The organism is Sphingobacterium sp. G1-14, assembly GCF_002196555.1.
Lineage (GTDB): Bacteria > Bacteroidota > Bacteroidia > Sphingobacteriales > Sphingobacteriaceae > Sphingobacterium > Sphingobacterium siyangense.
On record NZ_CP021381.1, the window covers coordinates 1,415,129 to 1,439,271 of the forward strand.

The 24,143-nt window shown below is 38.9% G+C and carries 14 protein-coding genes; 9 read left to right on the plus strand and 5 right to left on the minus strand.

Features of this window, described 5'->3' with window-relative positions:
• Positions 1 to 18 precede the first annotated feature (18 nt).
• A complete protein-coding gene (locus CBM24_RS06015) occupies positions 19 to 1,773 on the plus strand; it encodes a family 43 glycosylhydrolase (RefSeq protein ID WP_075991415.1) in 1,755 nt (584 codons plus the stop codon).
• An 87-nt stretch (positions 1,774 to 1,860) separates the two neighbouring features.
• The gene (locus CBM24_RS06020) at positions 1,861 to 5,043 is read left to right on the plus strand and encodes a glycoside hydrolase family 2 TIM barrel-domain containing protein (protein WP_232475694.1); all 3,183 of its coding nucleotides are present in this window, start codon (positions 1,861 to 1,863) and stop codon (positions 5,041 to 5,043) included.
• A gap of 73 nt (positions 5,044 to 5,116) precedes the next feature.
• On the opposite strand, the gene CBM24_RS06025 is transcribed toward CBM24_RS06020, so the two are convergent.
• Positions 5,117 to 9,070: a two-component regulator propeller domain-containing protein gene (locus tag CBM24_RS06025; RefSeq protein WP_198386043.1), complete on the minus strand. Its 3,954-nt coding sequence runs from the start codon at positions 9,068 to 9,070 to the stop codon at positions 5,117 to 5,119.
• 431 nt (positions 9,071 to 9,501) lie between these two features.
• Here CBM24_RS06025 and CBM24_RS06030 point away from each other — a divergent pair, with 431 nt between their 5' ends.
• From CBM24_RS06030 to CBM24_RS06045, 4 genes are all read left to right on the plus strand, one after another.
• Entirely contained in the window at positions 9,502 to 10,617 is a 1,116-nt protein-coding gene (locus CBM24_RS06030; RefSeq protein WP_075991417.1) for a glycoside hydrolase family 88 protein, read from the plus strand.
• A gap of 13 nt (positions 10,618 to 10,630) precedes the next feature.
• On the plus strand, positions 10,631 to 11,872 hold the full coding sequence (locus tag CBM24_RS06035; RefSeq protein ID WP_088160522.1) for a DUF2264 domain-containing protein: 1,242 nt from the start codon (positions 10,631 to 10,633) through the stop codon (positions 11,870 to 11,872).
• 69 nt (positions 11,873 to 11,941) lie between these two features.
• Positions 11,942 to 13,264: a BNR repeat-containing protein gene (locus CBM24_RS06040; protein ID WP_088160523.1), complete on the plus strand. Its 1,323-nt coding sequence runs from the start codon at positions 11,942 to 11,944 to the stop codon at positions 13,262 to 13,264.
• A gap of 93 nt (positions 13,265 to 13,357) precedes the next feature.
• Positions 13,358 to 14,173: a hypothetical protein gene (locus tag CBM24_RS06045; RefSeq protein ID WP_088160524.1), complete on the plus strand. Its 816-nt coding sequence runs from the start codon at positions 13,358 to 13,360 to the stop codon at positions 14,171 to 14,173.
• Positions 14,174 to 14,211: 38 nt separating this feature from the next.
• On the opposite strand, the gene CBM24_RS06050 is transcribed toward CBM24_RS06045, so the two are convergent.
• Positions 14,212 to 16,599, minus strand: coding sequence for an ABC transporter permease (locus CBM24_RS06050; protein WP_088160525.1), 2,388 nt, complete (start codon positions 16,597 to 16,599; stop codon positions 14,212 to 14,214).
• A 336-nt stretch (positions 16,600 to 16,935) separates the two neighbouring features.
• Here CBM24_RS06050 and CBM24_RS06055 point away from each other — a divergent pair, with 336 nt between their 5' ends.
• Positions 16,936 to 18,003: a S41 family peptidase gene (locus CBM24_RS06055; protein WP_088160526.1), complete on the plus strand. Its 1,068-nt coding sequence runs from the start codon at positions 16,936 to 16,938 to the stop codon at positions 18,001 to 18,003.
• A gap of 46 nt (positions 18,004 to 18,049) precedes the next feature.
• Here the strand turns inward: CBM24_RS06055 and CBM24_RS06060 are convergent, their stop codons facing one another.
• Both CBM24_RS06060 and CBM24_RS28025 read right to left on the minus strand, forming a co-directional pair.
• Complete coding sequence (locus CBM24_RS06060; protein WP_088160527.1) at positions 18,050 to 21,520, minus strand: TraB/GumN family protein; 3,471 nt, start codon at positions 21,518 to 21,520, stop codon at positions 18,050 to 18,052.
• Positions 21,521 to 21,990: 470 nt separating this feature from the next.
• Positions 21,991 to 22,107: a zinc-finger domain-containing protein gene (locus tag CBM24_RS28025; protein ID WP_157698377.1), complete on the minus strand. Its 117-nt coding sequence runs from the start codon at positions 22,105 to 22,107 to the stop codon at positions 21,991 to 21,993.
• A 68-nt stretch (positions 22,108 to 22,175) separates the two neighbouring features.
• Between CBM24_RS28025 and CBM24_RS06065 the strand changes: the two genes are divergently transcribed.
• Together CBM24_RS06065 and CBM24_RS27200 are read left to right on the plus strand one after the other, a co-directional pair.
• A complete protein-coding gene (locus tag CBM24_RS06065) occupies positions 22,176 to 22,622 on the plus strand; it encodes a nuclear transport factor 2 family protein (RefSeq protein WP_088160528.1) in 447 nt (148 codons plus the stop codon).
• Positions 22,623 to 22,875: 253 nt separating this feature from the next.
• Entirely contained in the window at positions 22,876 to 23,031 is a 156-nt protein-coding gene (locus CBM24_RS27200) for a hypothetical protein (RefSeq protein WP_157698378.1), read from the plus strand.
• 63 nt (positions 23,032 to 23,094) lie between these two features.
• On the opposite strand, the gene CBM24_RS06070 is transcribed toward CBM24_RS27200, so the two are convergent.
• Positions 23,095 to 24,006 (minus strand): DUF6624 domain-containing protein, encoded by a 912-nt coding sequence (locus tag CBM24_RS06070; RefSeq protein ID WP_088160529.1) that lies wholly within the window; start codon positions 24,004 to 24,006, stop codon positions 23,095 to 23,097.
• Positions 24,007 to 24,143: the final 137 nt, after the last annotated feature.

Here is a 24,143-nt window from a genome sequence, read left to right on the forward strand (position 1 = left end):
AGAAACTTAAACTAAATCATGAAAAAACTTTTATCTGTCTGTCTTAGTTTGCTGTCAAGTTGTTTTGCCGCATATAGTCAAGAGCCCATCCCACCACAGTATAAATTGGTATGGTCGGATGAGTTTGATTATAATGGTGCACCCGACACGGCTAAATGGAGTTACGAAGAAGGTTTCAAACGTAACCGGGAAGAGCAATGGTATCAAAAAGAAAACGCTTCCTGTCGTAATGGCCTGTTGGTTATTGAAGCAAAAAAAGAACAACGTAATCATTCAGGTTTTATTCAGGGCAGTCATGATTGGATTGCCGGCCGTAAAAAAATAACCTATACTTCGGCTTCGATAAATACTTTGGGCAAGCAGAGCTGGAAATACGGGATTTTTGAAATCCGGGCGCGTATCCCAGTTGGTGAGGGCCTTTGGCCTGCATTCTGGACATTAGGCACCACCAAAGAATGGCCATCCAATGGTGAAATAGATATCATGGAATATTACCGTGGCAATATATTGGCTAATATCGCAACCGGTACTGACCAACGCTGGAAAGCACATTGGTTTGGTAAGACGAAAGCCGTCAAAGATCTTGGCGGAAAGGCGTGGGCAGATCAGTTCCATATTTGGCGAATGATTTGGAATGAAGACGCTATTACGCTTTATGTGGACGATATAGAAATGCTTCACGTTCCTATGGATCAATTGGTCAATCGGGATGGTACAGGATTCAATCCGTTTACCCAACCGCATTATCTCCTGTTAAATTTGGCCCTCGGCGGAATAAATGGCGGCACGATAGCTGATAAATTACTTCCTGCAAAATATGAAATTGATTATGTCCGGGTTTATCAAAAAAAGGAACATGCTGAGATGCATAGTTTTACGCCAGGGGAAATATGGAAAGACCAATCCGGTCATGTGATCAATGCGCATGGCGGTGGCGTACTTCATCAAAATGGGAAATATTATTGGTATGGTGAGAAACGTGGCGGAACTACGTCCCAGGGAGTCAATGTGTACTCATCCAATGATTTGTATAACTGGAAGTTTGAAGGATTGGCTCTCACACCTAGCACAGATTCTACAAGCGATATTGCTTGGGGCTGTATTATGGAGCGGCCAAAGGTTATCTATCAAGAACAGCTGAAGAAATATGTGATGTGGTTCCATCTTGAGTTGAAAGGGCAAGGCTATGCAGCAGCCAGGGCCGCCGTTGCTACCAGTGACTCTCCGCTTGGGCCGTTTCAGTTTGTCCATAGCTTCCGGCCAAATAACAATATGTCACGCGATATGGGTTTATTTGTAGACACTGATGGTAAGGCTTACCAAATCTATTCATCGGACGAAAACTATGCCTTACGCCTGGTTCAATTAACCGATGATTACCTGCATGTGACAGCGAAAGATTCCTTACTCTTCCGGAATCATAGGGAAGCCCCGGCTTTATTCAAGTACAAAGATAAGTATTATCTGATCACCAGTGGATGTACTGGCTGGGATCCAAATCGTGCAGAACTCCATGTTGCTACAAATCTTTTTGGCCCTTGGAAATCCCTTGGTGATCCAATGCAAGGACCGAATTCGGCTTTGACTTATGGTGGCCAATCGACATTTATCCTTCCTGTCGCAGGAAAAAAGGATTCCTTTATCTTTATGGCCGACCGCTGGAATCCCAAAGATCTTATGGATAGCAGATATATCTGGCTACCGGTTGATCTCCAGAATGAAAAAGTACAGATAAATTGGAAGGATCAGTGGGATTTAAGTGTATTTCATTAGTTCGATCATATAGCTGTATTTAACCTAGATTCAGTTAAACAAATCAATCTTTTTTGAAATGATTTATTAATCGATAAATAATAAAAAATGCAATCTCTGAATAAATTAGTGCTTATTCTACTCTATAGCTGTGTCTTCACTTTGGGGTATCCGCAATCCAGTATTACCTTGACTTATGAGCGGAATAAAATGCAACAGCAAGATACTGTTGTCCGAAAAGGGATCCCTTGGTTAGATGAAACGATTACCGAAGAAAATCGGCTGCCCATGCATACAGATTTTGTGACCTTTCCGCATACGTCTCAGATCATCAACAGCGATTGGCGTGAATCCTCTGCGTATTTAAGTTTGAATGGTTCCTGGAAATTTAAATGGGTAAATAGCCCTTCAAAACTACCTGCTAACTTTGAATCATTAACTTATGACGATCGTCATTGGGATAATTTTCAGGTGCCTGCAAACTGGGAACTCAATGGATACGGTTTCCCGATGTATACTACCTCCGGTTTTGAATTTACCTATTTAATCGGGAAACCAAATCCACCAATTGTGCCGATGGATTTCAACCCTACGGCTGTGTATCGCCGTGAGGTAGTTATTCCCGAGGATTGGCAGGGAAAGCCCGTAATTCTCCATATTGGGGCAGCCAAATCGAATCTATCTGTTTGGGTAAACGGCCAATATGTCGGGTATGGGGAGGATAGCAAATTACCATCCGAGTTTGACATAACAGCATATTTGAGAAAAGGAAAAAATCTAATTACAATGCGTGTCATGCGATGGGGAGTCGCAAATTATTTGGAGGATCAGGATATGTGGCGCCTTAGTGGAATTACGCGAGATTGTTATCTGCTGGTTCGGCAACCAGTGCATCTACGTGATATTCAATTGTCGCCGACCCTCAATGATGCCTTTGATAAAGGACAGTTAAATACTAAGCTGATCTTTAACCAGGCCAGTCATGGGGATCTAATGGCAGAGGTTACACTTCATAGAAACGGTCGGCTTGTGTCAATTGCAACTGTTAAAGTCGACGGACAGGAAGTGGATATTGAACAGACCATAGACCATCCTGAACTATGGTCGGCCGAAATGCCAAATTTATACCAGGTGACTGTTAAACTTACAGACCCTAAGGGCAAACTCAGCGAGATCGTTCCCCAGCAAGTGGGCTTCCGTAGGGTTGAGATCAAAGAAGGTCTGTTGCTCGTTAATGGACAGCCTATACTTGTCAAGGGAATAAACAGGCACGAAACAGATCCCGTTACTGGTCATGTGATCTCGAAAGAAAGTATGTTGCGCGATATACAGCTCATGAAAAAATTTAATATCAATGCTGTTCGTACCAGCCACTATCCCAATGCCGAATATTGGTTGCAGCTCTGTGACCAATATGGATTGTATGTAATTGATGAGGCTAATATCGAATCACATGGCATGGGTTATGACCTGTCCTATACGATGGCCAATAGGCCGACCTGGGAGAAAGCACATGTTGCTCGTGTTGAACGCCTTATTCAGCGCGATCGGAATCATCCTAGCGTAATTATTTGGAGTATGGGCAACGAAGCCGGAAATGGCTACAATTTCTATCGGGCCTACCTCCGGATGAAAGAGCTCGATAAAAGTCGCCCTGTACAATACGAAAGGGCAGTGAATAATTATGGGGAATTAAGATTTGACTGGAATACGGATCTGATTGTACCTATGTATGCAAGTCCATCCGCAATGAAAAATTATGCAGCGCGTAACCCAAAGCCTCAAAGACCCTTTATTCAATGTGAGTATGCACATGCCATGGGGAATTCATTGGGAAACTTTAAGGATTATTGGGACATCATTCGGGCAAACAAAGGAATATTTCAAGGCGGATATATCTGGGATTTTGTGGACCAATGTTTTGTTAAAACCAATGCTAAAGGCGATACGGTATATACCTATGGCGGAGATTATGAACCTAAAGAAGCCATAACGGACTGGAATTATGCTTCCAAAGGAATTTTTTATGCCAATAGAACACCCTATCCACATGCTTGGGAAATGAAAAAAGTATATCAAGATATCCATAGTAGCCTATTGAACGAGAAAAAGATACAGGTTTACAATGAACGTTTTTTTACTGGACTTGAAAATGTTGAACTTCAATGGGAGCTTATTGTTGACGGAAAAAAAACGCAATCTGGTTTAATCAAGCATTTGAATGTGTTGCCTCAACAATCTGCTGTACTATCGATTCCTTATAAAGCAGATATTCCGGGGGAAAAATTTCTGAATCTGACTTATCGATTGAAAAAAGCCGAGGCTTTACTTCCTATGGGGCATCTTATTGCAACTGAACAGTTACCTCTGGGGGGCTCTTTTCAGCCTAAAACAGCTATTTTGGCACAGGGCAAAATCAAGACAGCGCGAAAAGATGGAAATCTGATTGTCACGGCAAAACAGCTACTGATGGAGTTTGACCTTAAATCAGGATGGTTGGCGAAATATCATTATAAAGGACAGGATTTTTTGGATGAACATGCGCTATTTAAGACTAATTTCTGGCGTGCGCCGAATGATAACGATTTCGGTGCCAATACGCCGGAAAAACTGAAACCTTGGAAACTGGTTGCGGATTCGATTGAACTGCTTGAAATTAGATCCGAATTAATCGATAGCCTGGCCTATGTATATGCGACCTACCAGATGCCTCAGGTATATGGGCAACTAGAAATGAAATACTGCATTAATCAATTAGGTGAAATGCGTGTTTCTCAGTCATTCCTTGCCGACACCACAAAAAAGGTTGCAGTTCTGCCACGTTTCGGTATGCAATGGATTATGCCATCTGGCTTTGAGGCGATTAATTACTACGGTAGGGGACCAGAGGAGAACTACATCGATCGTAATTTTGCATCACATGTCGGAATTTATAAACAGACCGTTGATCAACAGTATTTCCCCTATGTAATGCCACAGGAGACCGGCAATAAGACCGATATCAGATGGATGGAAATAAAAAATAAACAAGGTCGGGGATTGTTCTTTACGTCTGATTCTACATTTAGTATGAGCGCTTTGCATTACTTTGACAAAGATTTGGACGATGGTCTCAAGCGACAACAACGTCATGCAGCTGACCTTGTTAAAAGAAAGCAAACGCAACTTAATATTGACCTCAGACAAATGGGTGTGGGTGGAATCAATAGTTGGGGAGCATGGCCGCTGAATGAATATACATTGCCTTATAAAAATTATACATTCTCCTTTATCATAAAACCAGTCGAATAAATATAACGCCCTGTACAGCAACAGCTGTTCGTAATTGTTGTACAGGGCTTATTTTATTTTTCGGCAATTCAGACTAAGGCCGATCGACATGGAATTCATTCTGAAACGCTTTTCGATACTTTTTGACATAGTCGGAAGGTGTATGGCCAAACAATTTGCTGAACTGCTGTCTAAAGTAGCGTTGGTCGTAGAAACCTGTTAAGTTAGCTACTTCATTAATTTTTGAATCCGTCAATATGAGCATTTCGGCTGCTTTTTTTAGTCGTACCGACCTGATAAATTCATTGATCGATTTGCCTGAAATAGTTTTAATTTTTTTATAGAGTGAAGAATGACTCATGCCTGTTTTTTCGGCAAGACTTATTACAGTCAGTTCTTCCAACAGGTTCTCTTCAATAATCTCAATGCACCGTTCTATCAATAGCTTGTCTGTGATCGGTATCTTTAGCTCATTGGACTGTAGCGTAATCGCTTTAAAGAAAAAGTCCTGAAGGTTCTTCTTGTTCTGTAGTAATGTTTTGACCCGGAGCAACAATATTTCCGAATCAAATGGCTTATGGATATAATCATCGGCACCATATTGAATTCCGGCCAATTTAGTGCTGTCAGAGGTACTTGAGGTAAGTAGGATGATTTGAATATGGTTGAGTGCAGCATTAGATTTTACGGCTTTGCAAAGTGACAATCCATCCATCCCTTCCATGATAATATCACTTATTACCAGATCAGGTTGTTTTTGCTTGATCATATCGAGTGCCTGAACACCATTATGGGCATTATAGACCGAGTATTCTACCTTAAAAATGTCGGTAAGGTAGCTGCGGATAGCATCGTCGTCGTCGACCAATAAGACACTGAATTTTTTGCTTGATATCGCTGTCGGGAATAAGGGAACGGTTTCCGTCGCCACTTGCGAATCGTATAGCATTTGAATTCCCGACTCGTTGTAAAGCGCTACATCTGCCAAAGGTTCTTCGGCTGGGGTTTGTTTTGCTAAGATAGGCAAAACGAGGTCGAATGTTGTTCCCGCTGTTGCTGAACTCGTGTAACTTATTGTTCCGGCGTGCATTTCAACAAAAGTTTTGACAAGGTACATCCCAATCCCGAATCCTGTTTGTTTTTTGGGACCATTGAGTGGATCCGAAAAATATTTGTCAAATATCCTATCGCCAAGATGTTCGGGGATACCTTTTCCCGAATCTTTGATCTGAATGCTTAATTCCCGACTTTGTTGCGATAAGGCAATATGGATAGCACCATTGGAAGGCGTAAATTTAAAGGCATTTGATATGAGATTGCATAAGATGATCTCAATTTTTTCTTTGTCAGCATTGACATAAATCGGATCGGAATTTTCCAGAAACTGGTAATCTATATTTTGCAATTTTGCCTGAGCAGCGAAATATAGAAATATTTCTTTCATAAAGCTTTGGCAGTCAAAAATACTGATTTTGAGCTGTTCGGCACCGTCCTCTGTTTTTCTAAATACAAGCAGCTGATCCACCAAGCTCAACAGTCTTTTGGCATTTCTATGCACAATCTGAAGGGAAGCGCTGTCCTTGGACTCGTTTTTGGTCTTTAGCAGATCTTTAATCGGATTAATAATTAAGGTCAGTGGTGTTCTAAATTCATGCGATATATTTGTGAAAAATGCATGCCTCTTCTCATTGAGCTCTCTTTCTTTCTGAATGGTAAATTTTGAAAGCTGTATCTCGTAATTTAAAGCGATTTGCCTTTTCCGATAGCGCAGATACCATAGTCCTATATAGGCAATAGCCAGCGTGTAAAGCAGGTAGGCCCACCAGCTTCTATACCAAGGCGGAAGAATTTGAATCTCGAGTTTAATCTGTTTATTCGTCCAGTTGCCTTCCGAGTCGGTCGATTGAATATGAAGGATATAAGTGCCTTCATGCAGACCGTTGTAATTTATTGATCGGGTAGACCCTGCATCGTTCCATCCTTTGTCCAATCCTTCCAATAGATACCTGTATTTTATCTTTTGTGGGGAATCAAACTCCAGGGCTGCAAACTCCAGCGAAAAAGTGGATTGATTGTAGGGGAGCGTCAATTTATGAATGCTATGATCTTTTCCAATATCGACCCGGTCGCTCAGGTCGGCAATCTTTTTATTGTTAATTTTAAGGCTTGTGATAGCTAAGGCAGGTTCATAAATTTTCAGTTTAATGCTATCGGCGTCAAAGATGTTAAAACCGTTGTTCCCTCCGAAAAGAAGATGGCCGTCTTTGAGCTTAAGAGCTGCCCCATAGGAAAATTCGTTGCTTTGAAGTCCGTCAGTTTCCTCGTACCGTACAAATTTTTTAGTGGAAGGATCGAACTTCGAAAGCCCATTAAAGGTGCTTAACCACAATTTTCCAGTTTTATCTTCCAAAATATTAAGTACGGCATTGTTGCTCAATCCTTCATTTGTGGAATAATTTTCGACAATCTTTTTTAAACTGATATCAAATGCCAAGAGCCCCTTTCCTTCTGTTCCCAGCCAAAGTCTGTTATTTTTTCCGAGCTGAATGGCACGAACAGGTTTTCCGATTAAATATCTGGAGATTTTTTTCGTCTGCTTGTTTAGCTGTATAATCTCATTGTAATTCCCCATCCAGATATTACCTTTCTGATCATCAGTCATACAATTGATATCATAGATGTCTTCGCTGAATACTTCAAATTGGTCGCTTGTCGGATTATATGTATATACTCTTCCCTCGGAAAATGTCGCTGCCCAGATCTTTTCATCCTGATCCTTAAAAAGTAACTGTATACTGTTATTTAGAACCCCAGTTGGCGTTCTACAAACATAATATTTAAAACCCGAGCCCTTTATGTAACGCGCAATGCCCATTTCGGTTGCGATCCACAATTCTCCATTAGTTCCAGTCAAAAGATGGTTTACCGTATTGTCTGGCAATTGCTGTGGCCCTTTTTGAAATGACTGAACCTGATTGGTCTTGTTATCCCATGCATAAAGACCATTGCCTTCGGTACCAATCCAGATCTTGTTATCATATTCAACAAAAGAACGGACAAATTTGTGCGCCAAGTTAAATCCCGCATAATGTTTCTGCTGTAAATAATTAAATTTATAGCCATTGTTATCAATCGTCTCAATGCCGCCCTTTCCGGTGCCGATCCATATTTTACGCTGGGAGTCTATGTAAACCGTATAAATGGTCTTGCTATTCAGTGAAAATTGAACGGGCTGTAGATTACTTTTGTTTTCTGCATTTCCATGAGATAGGTTAAGTATAAAAATGCCATTGTTTTGGGTGGCTATCCAAAGTTTGTTTTGTCCTTCCAACGTCAGCATATTGATCTGACTCGATTTAAGCTCCTGCGGATACAATGTCGAAAGCATGCCGTCTTTGATTTTCCAAACAAATAATCCTTCGTAATTACCAATAAAGAGTTCACCGCTGTTTGTACTAACCATAGAGGTTGCACTGGTAATAACCTTTGATACAAGATGCAACTGCTGTGTTTTTTTATCGAAAGCATATAATCCGCTTCCCTCTATAAAAACCCATACCCCGCCTGCCGCATCAATATGTGTGGCGGATACATGGTAGTATAAGCTGGATAGGTTCGATTTATAATCTTTAAAAGCGATTTGCATGGCATATGCTTCTTTATGACTTTTGTAAAATAGCCCCCAGCCGTTTGTGCCTATATAAATATTATTGTCACTATCGATTTGAATGGATTTTGTGTCAGCGTTGAGATGATATAACCGTTTCGATTTTTGGTCTCTATAATTTAAACGGGAGAAGGTATCAAAATTTCGGTCGTAGGTTCCAATCCCTTGACCGGTTCCTATCCACAATTTTTTATTGTGGTCTTCTGCTATACAATAGATATAATTATGCGGAATGCTATTTTCGTTATTTAGCTGGTTTCTATAGGTTTTTATATCGTAACCGTCGAATCTGTTAAGCCCGTCGAAGGTACCGAACCACATAAAGCCCTGACTATCCTGAAATATGGATTTCACCGAACTATTGGATAAACCTCTATTCATCTCCTTGGGAAATTGTGCTAGGCTCAGCATACTTGAGTGAACAAGGATGAGAACGAATACCAGGATTAAGGCCTGACGAGAATATGGGAGTCTGTTGAAACTAGGCATGTTAGCAGTTTTGTTCGTATGGTATTTCCGATATCAGGTAAAATTATCGATTTATCCTTATCATAGGTTATTATCTTGAAAACGACTATTTGCAATTGAAAACAGTCAAATTGAAGATTGTATGGCTAAAGATACGATTGTTTTTTAAAATAAGTGTATATTGTACGTTTATATAAAAGGGCCTGTATTACAGCTAACATTGTTGCTTTATAAAGCAAAAAAAATCGAGAAGAAAGTAATGAGTGTATCCATTAAATAGTGTACAAACCAATTTAAAGTAGCTTTTGTGCTCGTTTATCAAAAAATACTATACATCTAAATATATGCGGATCAATTTAATCTTATGTCTATTGTTTGTAGGACATTTTTCATTTGGACAGCAACTGAACAAAGAAACCGTACTTGCTCAGCTAAGTAAGGCAAATCAATACTGGCAGTCTCATCATAAGCCCGAGGTTTGGGCTTTTTGGGATCAGGCAGCTTATCATACCGGAAATATGGAATTCTATAAGATTTCAAAATCAGCGGGCGACTTAAAATATGCTGAGGATTGGGCCAGATACAATGATTGGAAAGGTGCCAAGTCTACCAATACGCAACTTTGGAAATACAACTATGGGGAAACAGACGAACACGTTCTTTTTGGTGACTGGCAAATTTGTTTTCAAACCTATATCGATCTCTATCATTTATCGCCAAGCCCTGAAAAGATTGCACGTGCTCAGGAAGTGATGGAATATCAGATCCACTCCAATAAACAGGACTATTGGTGGTGGGCCGATGGTTTGTATATGGTGATGCCCGTGATGGCTAAAATGTACAAATTGACAGGCAATTCACTTTATCTGGATAAGATGTATGCTTATTTACAATATGCCGATAGTATCATGTTTGATCGGGAAGAGAAATTGTATTACCGCGATGCAAAATATGTCTTCCCCAAACACCAGAGTTTACATGGCAAAAAGGATTTTTGGGCTCGTGGCGATGGCTGGGTGTTCGCTGCATTTGCAAAGGTTCTTCAAGATCTACCTCAGGAGGATAAACATTATACCTACTATCAGGAGCGCTTTAAGGATATGGCGGCCGCTATCATTAATTGCCAACAGCAGGAGGGATTCTGGACTCGAAGCATGTTAGATCCCGAGCATGCTCCCGGCAGGGAAACAAGCGGAACGGCTTTTTTTACTTATGGGTTGCTCTGGGGAATAAATAATGGCTTGCTAAGCGATTTTAAATTTAAAGATGCTGCGGTTAAAGGCTGGAAATATCTTAGTGAGATCGCTTTACAACCCGATGGCAGAATTGGGTATGTACAACCTATTGGTGAAAAAGCTATCCCCGGACAGGTGGTGGATACCAACTCTACAGCTCCTTTTGGTGTAGGTGCGTTTTTATTAGCCGGCTCGGAAATGTATCGTTATTTAGCTCAAAAATAGATTGGATTTGAAAATGAAAAATAAGATTTTATTGTTCTTTGTTATTCTTCTGATAGGCCATACTGTCTTTGGACAGGGCGTGAAGAAGAAACCTGCATCAACAAAAGAGACGGATAGAGCTTTTTGGCTTAAAGAAATGGATCATATGCTGCGTCCCGTTCTCCGCAGTCTGGCCCATGATAGCCTGCGGTTAACTATGCCACAAATGACTTCTATACACGTGGATAATAAGGAACAGCGCATCAAAGTACAATATGTTGAAGTCTTGGGAAGGGTATTGTCAGGCATAGCACCCTGGCTTTCCTTGGATGGCGGTTCGGCTGAAGAGATAAAGTTACGCGATCAATATAGAGCATGGACTGTTCAAGCACTTAAAAATGCTTTGGACAGCAATGCGCGTGATTTTATGCGTTTTGATCTCGGTGGCCAACAGCTTGTTGATGCCTCGTTTATCGCTTTGGGATTTATGCGTAGTCCTTGGTTGTGGGATCATATCGACAATCAGACAAAAAAGAATTTGGTAGCATCTATAAAAATTACGCGCCAATTTCGGCCGGCTTATTCAAATTGGTTACTCTTTTCAGCAATGAATGAAGTTTTTTTAGCGAAATATTCGGATGATTGGGATGTGATGCGCGTTGATTATGCGCTGCAGCAATTGGAACAGTGGTATGTTGGAGATGGAATGTATATGGATGGTCCGCATTATGCGTTTGATTACTATAATAGTTATGTTATCCATCCCTTCTTGGCCGGAATTATGGATTTCATACAGTTGAAAACTAAAAACTATGATGGGATGTTTGCAAAAATCAAGCTCCGAAATGAGCGCTATGCCATTATTCAGGAGCGGTTGATCAATGCCGACGGTAGTTTTCCTCCGACAGGAAGGTCCGTAATCTATCGCGCGGCAGCTTTCCATCATCTTGCAGATATGGCGTTCAAGAGACGACTCCCTGGGGAACTTAGCGAAGGACAGGTGAAGGCTGCCCTGTCTGCGGTATTGAAAAAATCGACCGAAAACCCAAATACGTATGAAAATGGCTGGTTGACGCTGGGTATGTATGGTAATCAGCCGGGCTTGGGTGATCCATACAATAATCAGGGGAGCCCCTATTTATGTTCAGTAATTTTTTTGCCTTTGGGATTACCCGACAGAGATTCTTTTTGGACAAGTGAAGCGAGCGACTGGAGTGCACGGCGTATCTGGTCAGGACAGGACTGGCATAAAGATCAGGGTAAAGCCATTCAATAACCCCAAATTCCGGGAATAAGTCTCCTTTCAAAAGGATCTGGTGGGCTCAACAAGTGTATAAAAAATTCAATGAAACAATATCTAAATCAACTAGTAAGAGTGGGGATGCTCACTTGCGCGTGTCTCTTGTTTATTTACAATGCACAAGGGCAGAAAATTAAGAATACGCTTGTCGGAAATGGCTGGGCAAAGAACACAGTCAACACAACCGTATTTCGTAAAAATTCATTAACCAGCAATGGTAAATACCAATATATCGCTTATTATGATGAAGCTGGATATGTAGTTTTAGGCCAGCGATTACTTTCTGGCAAGGTATGGAAGTTGCGACGTACCGGCTATACCGGGCATGTGAAGGATGCTCATAATGTGATTAGTATTATGGTGGATAAGGCTGGATATCTCCACGTTTGTTGGGATCAGCATGACAGCAAGTTGAGATACGCACGTACCCTTCACCCCAATAGTCTTGTGCTGGGTTATGAGCAAGCCATGCTAGGAAAAAATGAATCAAAGGTAACCTACCCCGAATTCTTAAAGTTACCCAGTGGCGAGTTATTGTTTTTATATCGTGACGGCGGATCCGGCCACGGTAATCTTGTGGTCAATAAGTACGATAGTAAGCAGCAAAAATGGGAGCGGATGCATAGCAATCTGATTGATGGCGAGGAACAGAGAAATGCCTATTGGCAAAGTTATGTGGATCGTCGGGGGACGATACATCTTTCTTGGGTCTGGCGGGAGAGTCCCAACGTGGAAAGCAATCATGATATGGCTTATGCATGTTCAAAAGATGGCGGATTAACCTGGCAAAAGAGTAATGGAATGCGGTACGATTTGCCCATGAGAGAATCTACGGTCGAGTATGCGGCCCATATACCCCAGCAGCACGAATTGATTAATCAAACCTCTATCGCTGCGGATGAAAAAGGGAATCCTTTTATCGCTAGTTACTGGCGTGATGCAGGAACACAGATCCCGCAATATAAGGTAATCTATTTACAAGAGGGGGAATGGAAGATCCGGTCTTTTGATTTTAGAAAAACACCTTTTAGTTTGAGTGGTGGTGGAACAAAGGATATTCCAATCGCCAGGCCCCAGGTGTTGGTTCGCGGAAAAGATAATAAAATAATGTTGACGCTGGTCTTTCGGGATCAAGAGCGCGGTTACCGACCTTCGATACTGAGGTTGAATGGCATGCATCAAGAGGCAAATGACATTGTTGATCTTTGTGAGCAGTCGGTAGGGGCTTGGGAACCTACATATGATACCCAGTTGTGGCAAAAGAAACGTAAAGTTGCTTTATTTTTGCAGTCTACAGTGCAAAAGGATGCTGAGGGACTCGCTGATGCTCCCGCGACAGCAATACGGGTAGTAGAATGGCGTGATTGAGAAAGAGATTGCTGTGTTTTTTTTATATTAGAGAATACTATTAATACCCTAGCGCTAAAATATTAAAAAATCATAAAAAGTAAACCGTACGTTATGAAACATTCAACCGTATTTGTCTTGTTATTTCTAATCTTTACACATGTGTTTGGACAAAAAAGTAAAACAGTCCTATATGTAATCGGAAATATTCACGATAGTGTTCCAAATTATAATGCTCAAATTTTGGTTGGAATTCTTAACCATATTAAGCCTGATATTATTCTTCATGAAGTAGACCGTGAAGGGATGAAGGAATATGAAACTGCTCAGTATAGCCCCGAGGGAAATGAAATAAAAGCAAGCAATCTTTATTTGATGAAGAATCCACAAACCCTGAGATTTCCATTTGATTTTGAAGGAAGAAACAAATACCGTAAAGAAAAAGGCATGGTACCTACTGATAACTTAACCGTTAAATTGATCGACAGTTTGTACCGTGCTCAAAAATTGACCGGCGGGCAAGCCAATATTTACCAAGAATTTCAACGTATCACGGGAGATTTAATAAAAATTGCCACGTTATCTCCCGAAAATTTCAATAATCATACTACGGATAGCATTGCTGAAAAAAGACAATATTATCAATATCAAGAATTACTGAAAATTACAGATGCAAGGTCTGAGTTTTCAGAAAGGTTTGTCACAAAACCCGATGGAGACAAGATCAGTTATAAAGATGGATTCAGATTAATGTCAGACTTCTGGGATTTAAGAAATCAAACAATGGCATCCAACATCTATGAGATAGCTCGAATATATCCAGGTAAAAAGATTGTCGTCTTAACAGGTTTTCTACACCGCTATTATTTGATAAGAGCGCTAAATAAGCTCAATAAAAACGAATTTGTACGCAAGGAATTTTATCAATAACAATCATAATTACGCGAAAGTATAGTGGATACAAATTCTTACTCCACTTTTAAACTGTCGACCGGATTAGCTTTTGCAGCGGCTATTGCTCTGGTACATAGGGTTAGAATGGCAATTACCAGTGCGATGATCCCGGCACCTACAAGTATCCACCAGCTGACCGAAATGCGATAAGCGAACTCTTGCAGCCACTGATTCATCAATAACCATCCGATCGGCAGTGCAATTAACAGGGCTATACCGACCAGTTTAACCATATCAGAGCACAGTAGATAAACCAGGTTGCTGAGTGTTGCACCTAATGTTTTGCGTATACCGATTTCTTTTATTCGCAATTGGATAGCGAATGTGATTACACCAAATAGCCCTAAACAGGCAATAACGATAGACAATAAGGCAAAAATTAAGAGAATTTGACCCTGTTTTATTTCCGAATTGTATTGCTGTTCAAAGGTTTTATCTAAAAATGTGTATTCTAAAGGATAATCGGGGACATATTTACTGTAAACTTTGTTTATATGCGAAATTGTATGGTCTACATTTGTCGATTTCATGCGAATATAAATATTATCCATTTCCATTTTATTAGCTGGAAGTTCTAGGATAAGAGGCTCTATTTTGTGCTGAAGCGAATAAATATGAAAGTCGCTGACGACCCCGATAACAGATTTCAGGATAGATTTTCCAGTTGTGTCTCTTCCAAATTCGATCCTTTTGCCTATCGCGTTTGTCCAGCCTTGTTTTTTTGCAAATGCTGCGTTTATAATGACAGAGGCGCTATCTGTTGGCATGGTACTGTCGAAATTTCTTCCCTTAACCAGTTGAATATGCATTGCTGGGATAAAATTAGGGTCAATTTTTAAGGTATTGGCGAGTGTAAAGTTGGGATCAATTTTTCCATTATTTTCAACATTGAAAGTTCCCACGCCAATGTCGTTTTTCCCAATTGGATTGCTGGCGAACGCTACTTCTGTGATATGGCTATCTTCAAGTAAGCTATTTCTGAACTCGTCGCCTTTATTGCGAGTGGATTCATTGTCCAGATGGAAAACCATGACCTGATTTTTGTCGAAACCCAGGTTTTTTGTAGTCATAAAATTCAATTGTAGAAAAATCACCATGGTGGATACAATAAGCAATACTGCGATTACAAATTGAAAAACCACAAGTGATTTTCTCAGTAGATGTTGGAAGCCATGTGTTCCGATCTGATTTTTTAGCGAAGGAATAGTCTTTAGTCCTGCAAGTATTAAAGCTGGATAAATACCGGTAGTGAATACTAAAAATACGATAAATGGAAGTACAAACAGTAAGGTTTTCCCTATTCCAAAATGCCATAAATCCAATTGCTTACCGATCATTTGGTTTAGCCATGGAAGAAAAGTTGAGGCCAGCAATATGCTTAACAATGCTGCACAAAAGATGATTAAAGACGTTTCAACAAGAAACTGCTTGGTTAGATTTAAAGTGCTGGATCCGATTACTTTCCGGACGGCAATTTCTCTCATCCTTATTGAAGCCTGCGCCGTCGTGATATTAATATAATTTACGATCGCAATTAAGAGTACTAATGCACCGACAATGGAAAAGATGTAAACATATTTGATATTGCTATTATTGCCGAGCTCATAACTTAGATTAGAATGCAGATGGATATCCGTAATTGGTTGTAATTCGATTTTATAATCAAAATCGAGATTCCGTCCATGAATATATTTTTTTACGATGTAAGGAAGTTTTTTTTGAAGTTGGGGCAAGTATGACTGATCTTTTAATAGTACGTAAGTATAAAGGTAAAGTCGATTCCAATCAGGATTAAAGTCTTTTGAAAAGGAACGGATAGCTCTGAAGCTGAAATGTGTATTTTGAGGTACATTTTGTATAACAGCCGTGACAAGGCTGGGTTCAGATTTATTGAAATAAAGCGTTTTATTGACTGCTGTTTCTACGGATCCAAACAATTGTACGGCTAAGTCTTCTGTCAGTACAATAGATTGGGGATTAGCCAATGCCCTTGCAGGATTGCCAGCAAGAAAATTATAGTCAAATAGATTGAAGAAATTCTTGTCTGCGAGGAAGATTTCGTTGACTTTTGTTTGTTGATTATCAATGGTAATTATGCCTCCGCCCTCGATATCGAATCGGGTGGCTTCTTTTACGCCGGGAAATTCATCTTTAATAACATTTGCAAGGGGACCTGCAGTTCCTGTTATATCAAAGGAACCGCCATCCCATTTTCCGTGAGAAACAACGCGATATATACGGTCTGCCTGCGTAAAATAACGATCATAACTCAATTCATCATTCACAAATAAGAGGATAATCCAACATGCGGCTAGGCCCAACGATAATCCTAGTATATTGATTAAGGAGAAGATTTTGTTTCTGAACAATTTCCGCCAACCGACTTTTAAGTAATTATACATGATTTCCTAATTTTAATCTTAAAAATTCATTGCATTTCATGTCATTTTTATCTCATGCAACATGCTTGAGATCAATTGGTTTTAAACGCATCAATAGTTTTGCCTAAACTTTAAGTTTTTGATGTTCAGTGTTTTGTTTGTTTTTGTAACCGTATTAAATTGTTCGATTGTGAACAATACTGTTCGCTTGCGAACGGAGAATGGAAAATTAGATTACTTCTAGAAGATACGCTGAAATACATATTATAGGTCAAGAAAATAACGAAATAATTTCTACAATTGACCAAATGTTTTTACAGTTTTTTTTAGTTTTGATAAATTATTAATCGTTAGTTTATGTGTAAAATTATCTTTTTTATTGTATGTTTTTCTGTATTCAATATCTGTCGTGCCCAAAACAAGGAAGTAACCAAATTAGTCGATCAATTCATCGATACACTAGAGGCTCATTCTTTTATGCGTAGTAGAGTCGATTTCGATAAAATGCGTCAAGAAACAAAGTTGAACGTCAGGAATATTAATTCGACTGATTCATTAATGCCAACTTTTAAAAAGATAGTTGCAGGTTTAAATGATCATCATTCGAGTGTACATAGAGTTAAAGGTACCACAGATGAATTGGCGTTAATTAAAAAGTATGCTTCCACAACCTACGCACAACTAGGGATGCCTGGGCCAAATTTTCAGCATCGATTGATCGAAGATAAATATGCATACATTAACGTTCCTGGTGTTGATCTGGAACATCGCATGTATATTGACACTTTACAAAAGCAGTTGCTTGAACTAGATGGAAAACAACCTAAGGCTTGGATTATTGATTTAACGGAGAATGAAGGTGGTAGTTGTGCTCCGATGATCATTCCCTTTCATGCTCTCATAGATACCACACAAACCTTTTGTTATTTTGATGGAACATTGGACAAAGACGGAAAGGAGGTTTTGGTAGATAAATTTCAGATTCCCCAAAATGGTTTATATATAGACAATGATGTGGAAGCAAAGTATTTTAAATTTGATACTGTTCAAGTCTTACCGCTTGTAAATAATAAGATACCAGTAATTATTTTGATTTCGGGAATAACGGGAAGCTCAGGAGAGATTGCTGCATGTCATTTTTTAGGACAAAAGAATGTGACCGTCATCGGAACAAAGTCAGCTGGTTTAACATCAGGTAATGAACTTTATTATGTAGATAAAGGATATTCCATTAATTTAATGACTGCCTTGTTGCACAATAGAAAAGGAAAATCGTATGATGTTGGAGAACGAATAAATCCAGATATAACGATTACGTATCCGGAGAATATTCAAAGCCGTAAAGAACAACATCAATATATATTAGAAAATAAATCAATATTTATCAATAAGGCACTTGAGTTTTTAACCTCTGGAGGTATTTAACTTCTATTAGAACATTTTTTCGGTTTTTCGCTATCAGCTTATTGTTTTAATCTTCAATACGCATTTGTTGGATCAATTTGAGAGCTTGTTCTTTCCAGTCTCCGATAAAGGGCTCAAGATCTGAATAACAGTTTTCATAAGTATAAGACCATTCTTTATTTTGGTCATCTGGTAAATAAATTGAGAGATAGCTTTGCTCATCGTTCTCAGTTTTAAATGCATAAACTAAATACTTTTTATTATTCTCGGTCAATTGTCCCAGATAATCAATTTGTTGCGACTGCATATCCCATTCGGATTCCATGTAATCGTTTACAACAATTTTTCCAATTTCAATTTGCTCCTTATACCTGGGGGCTATCAAATCTTCGCGTTTTTTCTCTTTAAGCCCCCTCATCAATACTCCTCTTTGCGATATATTAACATTGATGCTATCCATTAATTTTTGATTCAATGGCAGACCGAGAACCAAAAATTCAGTTGCGGTGGAGGCTCGCAGATAACCTATTTGTGTATTAGCGAGCAACTGATGTTGATATTTTAGTAGTGAATCTTTTTGATCATATAAACCCAGTATTTTCACATAATCGCTTATCCAATAAGGATCGAAACTATCCTCTGATTCCTGTTCGGAAGCAAATTTGGACAGGTCTTTGGCTAGATATTTCATTACATTCGGCAGATAAACCTTTACCATTTCACGGCTATTGCGCACAGTGCTGTCCTTAGCGATTTCTAAACAAATATTTAATAGTGTAGGTCTGTAATTATCGATAGCAAATAATGGAATGACCTGTTCTAAATTCTCAGCTACGTATTTATGGGAAGTGCGTAAAGGCTGTAGTAATTGCCATACTTGGTAATCAACATCGGGTCGATGATGATTTAATGCCTGGAGATACCATTCAAGCTGTGTTGAATCTATTTCATAGATGGTCGGGAAGATTGCGATTTTGATCAGGTCTGGTGTTGTCGGATCCTTAAGTATATTTTTTAAAAGAGGTATGCTCCGTTCATCATGATTCTTTACCAAACTATAGATCAGGTTTCTTCGAAGCCCACTGTTCTGCTCGTCATCGACCTGTTTTCGGACCAATGTTTTATAAATTAGTGCTAGGTCATTTTTATCAAATTTGTAACTGAGCTCTAATGTGTTTTTTGCGTTTTGGCTAACGAGAGAATCAGCGCTATAGATATCTTCAAAAAGAGTTGCTGCTTTTGAGCTATATACGTCAAAGTTCGCTGTAGTACCTGTATAACGGACGGATTTGATAATCCTGTTTATATCTATTTTTTCAACTGTTTCTTGTGTGCCGATAGCATCAAATCCATAGGATATATTGCCTCTGATCCAGATCGCTTTTTTATGATAGTTAGCTGTTAATGAATCGCTACTTGTGTAGATTGCAGCGGTTATATTGTCGGATCGTAGTGTGTCGTAATGGACCATTTTCTCAGATTTCTTTTTTGCAGTAGCCTGTATTTCGGCATATAAACTGTCGGTTTTTTCCAGCCGATAATATTTAGGCAGTTTAGTGATTTCCAAGAGAAAGGATGTGCTTGAATTGCTGTCGGCTGCGGCATAAATATGAGATTCGCTATCAAGTTGCTCAGCTACATCCTCATTTTTTATCTTTATCAACGATGTAGCAGGAAGTTTTAGCTTCATACTGTTTACGGTGAAATCTTTCCAGTCGGCTTCCTTAAAAGGAACCATACGGAAGGAATTAAAAAAAGCGCTATCCATTTCTTTATTATTCTTATCTAGGTTTTCCTGAAGTACCTGATAAATTCGGTTCCCGCGGACCCATGTTTCTGCGAATAGGTTTGATTTGTTCAATTGGGCTTTTATTGCCATGCCCGTTATATTCTCCTTCTCCCTTGGCTCAACAGAGGTAACGGTAAGCGCTGGATTTTTTTTAAGGCTGTTTTTGAGCGTTTTCAGCATCAAGGATCTGTCAGTCATGATATAGCCAATCGGATAATCGTGATACTGAACCATATAATTTATTTTTCGATCCCTATCCATTGAAAAATAATTATGTATGCCATATTGGAGCTGTTTATCTCCAAGCTGCTCTGAACCTGTCTGGTAAAGGTATTGAATTTGCGTCGGCATTTTTATTGCAAAAGCACCAATGTCATTGACAGATTCATCTATTTCAGCGGGGCGGTCGAGAGGAAGGATTGTGAAGCCATTGAAAAAGCGGTCCGACAAATACCTGTCTAATGGACTTTTGCTGGTAAAGGCCGATAAGCTATATAATGTATTGTTCTTTAGCCAGAATTCCCATTTAACCTCCATGCCATTATTTGCGGTCATCAACTGCATACCTTGGGCACCATCTTTTTCAAGAAATTGCTGAGATACAATAGGGAACTTGCTTTTGGCAGTTTTTCTTTCGTATTCTTGTTTTAAAATTTCTTTCGCAGTAAGTCCATTCAGATCACCAACAAATTGAGCCGACACCATCAGTTCTGTTTCTGTGCTCAGATCACCATAGATGATGTTTGTTGCACCCAATGTATTTATCCTGTAGATATAACTTTTTGGTAATTGGACAGTATATCCAAAGATAGAGTCCTTTTGGGGCATCCATTCCATCGTACTGAAGTCTATTTTATATTTAGAAGCCAGATCTGTTTTTTTTGTCTTAACGGGGCGGAGCTTATAGCCTTCATTTTGTAAAAGGTGGATGAGTCCTAGGTCACCTGCAAGATGAGCGGCCCCCACGACCGCGCAGAGCGTACCTTTATCGAGCTGCAAAATTATATTTTTTAGCATCGTGTTATTCCTTCTTTGCATTTCTTCAAGATCAATATGGGGTGAAATCGCGTTCCAAACACCAGCCAGGTCTCCAGAGCTATACAGTTGCATCATATCCTCCAGATACTTATAGTATTTTGTACTATCACTTTTGTTCGCGAGATGAACCAATTCGTTACTACCATCAACATCCAGTTGATTTTCTATTGGCTCGAGGCCAACAATATATTTTCGTTGCGATTTGGCTAGGCCATAGAGATAAGCATCCAGTACGGCGGTAATATCGTCCGGTTTATCGTTGCTGGGATTCATGAGATATTTAACAATAAGCGGAGAAGCCATTTGTTGGGAATCCGGCATCACACCATACTCCTTTTGATAGCGTTTTACAAACTCTTTTTTTTGTACTTCGGTAAGCGCTATCTTTTTAAGTGTTGATTTTTTGCTGTATCGAAAATCCCATATCTGTTTATACAGCGTATCGGGGTGTACTTCCAAAGCCAGTGCATCTGTATTAGCAATAGCCACAAATATAGAATCATTGCTATTGATCAGACGCCGGTCTTTTAAATGTACAGAGCCTAACAGGTAAGAAGGTTTAGTTAGCCCCTTTCCGGTAATCTCCCATAAAAAGCTTGTGTATTTTGTTTCTTGAGCATTAGCGTTGCTTATAAACGAAGTGAGACAGGAAAAAATAAACACCCATAAAAGGAGTTGCGTGTATTTTGTGGCGCTGACAGATTTATACATTTGGTTGATAGATCAATATTATGGTTCTAAGAAATGAAGCTAAAGCTATTTACTTGGTAGCATATCTTACTATGGCTGAAAATTGAATTGATCATATAAGATTCAAAATCAAAATAATCTATTAAAAATAAATAAATTTCAGTAGATGCGCAACAGAACCTCCTTTAAAATCTTTTGTTCACAATTGTTGAATCCTGGTTTTCAGTTTTAATTAAATGAGCGTAATTCAGGAAGTATAATTCATCTTTTAGCCAGCATTTAATAGGGTGTACGCATGTGAACAATATCGCTATAAACTGTTCGCATCCGTACAGCTACTTTTTCTGAAAAAGATATGGAATATGCTTTAAGAGGCTATAGAAGCCGTTATTGAACGCACAGGACAACTGGTATAGTATTTGGCACGAAGCTAATAAAATTGATCTTATGTTCTTTATGCATTTTGAAGTTCACCTTTTCATTTCAGTCATTCACCGAGTTTTACCCGTTGTTGATCTAAAGTCTGTGAGCAAGAAGCATCTAGAGCAGTAATTTTGAATCAACAAATAAGAACAAAAAACATCATGAGCATCGATGGAAATGCTCATGATAGCTTCATCACAATTGAAGAACAAATTATTTAGATGAAAAACTTACACGATAAAATAAAGATATTATGAAAAAGCTAGTAAAAACAGTCGTAGCAGCAGCCTTAATCGCAATTTCAACATGTGCAATGGCAGCTGAAGGTCCCGGATCAAAATCAGCAAAAACAAACGTTAACCTATCAACAGCAGACTTTGCTTTAGAGCACTATGTTGCTGTAATGACTGAAGGTGAATCGGCTGGTGTAGAACAATTGTTTGCTGAGGATTTTAATCAAAAGGTCCAAACGGCAAACCTGAAGTCAAATAGCCGTAGTGAAGTGGTTAAGTCCTTGAAAAAACAAAAAGGCGAGAAGCTAAACTGTACAGTGAATACAGACGTTCTTGAAGAATCAGCAGATTATATGGTGGCCAGGGTTACCTTGAAATTTGAGGATTTCACCAAGACCGATCTAGTGACTTTTGTCCGTGAAGGAAATGACTGGAAAGTGTCCAAATCGATCAATTCGTATAAATAGGAGTCATTTTAATTCAATATATAAGTTGTAGGGCCACATCAGGAGATGTGGCTTTTTTTATTTTATTGCGGACATTTCGTTTTTCTAACTCTAACTTACGAAACGTGGGCTAACATTCAGCATCGTTATACGTGAATTTGCTAATCATCATTTGCTTCTTTCGGGACAAATGCTCACTTATGGCAGGAACCAAGTTATCTTATAGATACGTATCCCTTTGCTGTTTCTTTGCTTTTTTACCAATGAAACACCAATGAAACACCGAAGAAACACCAAAGAAATAGCAGACGAAGCCCAAGCCAATCCCAAAGAAGACCCGAACAAAGAGCAAAGAAATACCAAAGAAAGACCAAGTAAGAAGCAACGAATATGTGCATATGATTTGCCTTGGGAGCTCAGTATTCGTTGATAGATCAATACAAGCATTTGCACCGTATTGTTCGGTCTTTTTTGTTTGAACCGAAATGATCTATTAGTTTTTATAATCCACAGGTAATTCATACCCTCTTTGGTTCCTTAAAAGACTTAGCGGTGGTAATCCAATTTCTTTTCTTCGTGCATCTACCTCATCAATGTTCTCAATCGGCGTAACAATTCTTTTGTTTTGTTTACCCATTTCCCAATACGATCCATAAATCTGTTTTTGACGGATTATGGCTCGGTGTCTATCGATAACTAAGGCCATGTTAAAAGGTGGATACTTGAGGTCTAATACCGCTTTTTTCATTAGTGGCGTCAAAATTTCAATATTTTTGGCATCCTCAATCCCATTATTCAAAGTATGTAATAATAATATAAAGATAGCGTTTACGCCATCCATGCCAACAGTTTCAAGATTCGGGAAACCTGTTCTCGAAATAATTTCCTTGATTACCCTCATATTAGCCGTGTCACTAGCAAAAATAAGAGAATCGGCTTTTTTGTATTCAATAACTCCCAATAAGGAACGCAATGCCTGATCCTTTTCCAACATATTGAGTAAAGTTGTACGGTCCTCCAAATGAGCTATTTTGCTTAGATGTTTTTGACGAAGAGAATCGTAGGTTTTTCTCCAATTGGTATGCTGTTTTAAAAAACTATTCACATTACTGTCAACCTCTAGCATTCCTAAAGAAGCACCGTTTAAAATAGATTGCTTTAAATATTTTTCTACTGTTTTATTGTCTTTTACTTTTAGTGATAATTTTACCAATTCTATATCAATAAACGGATCTATATCACTAATCTTGACCATTTTTCGATATAACAAATAAGCTTCAGGTGTCTTCTTTTCAAAAATTAAACTATCTGCGGTATTCTTTAAATAAAAATAGGAACTGCTTTTTTGAGCTTTCACATGACAGGAAATAAAAATTAAGAAGAAGATAAAAAATGGCTTAAGCATATGTTATATTTATATACCTAAATATAATATATTGTCATTAATAATAAGAATGTGTTTTTTATTCATCTGGTTGGAAAAGATAAAATGTATTGAAAAATAACGATCCTATTAAAAATTCTCTTTTTTAACTAAATCTT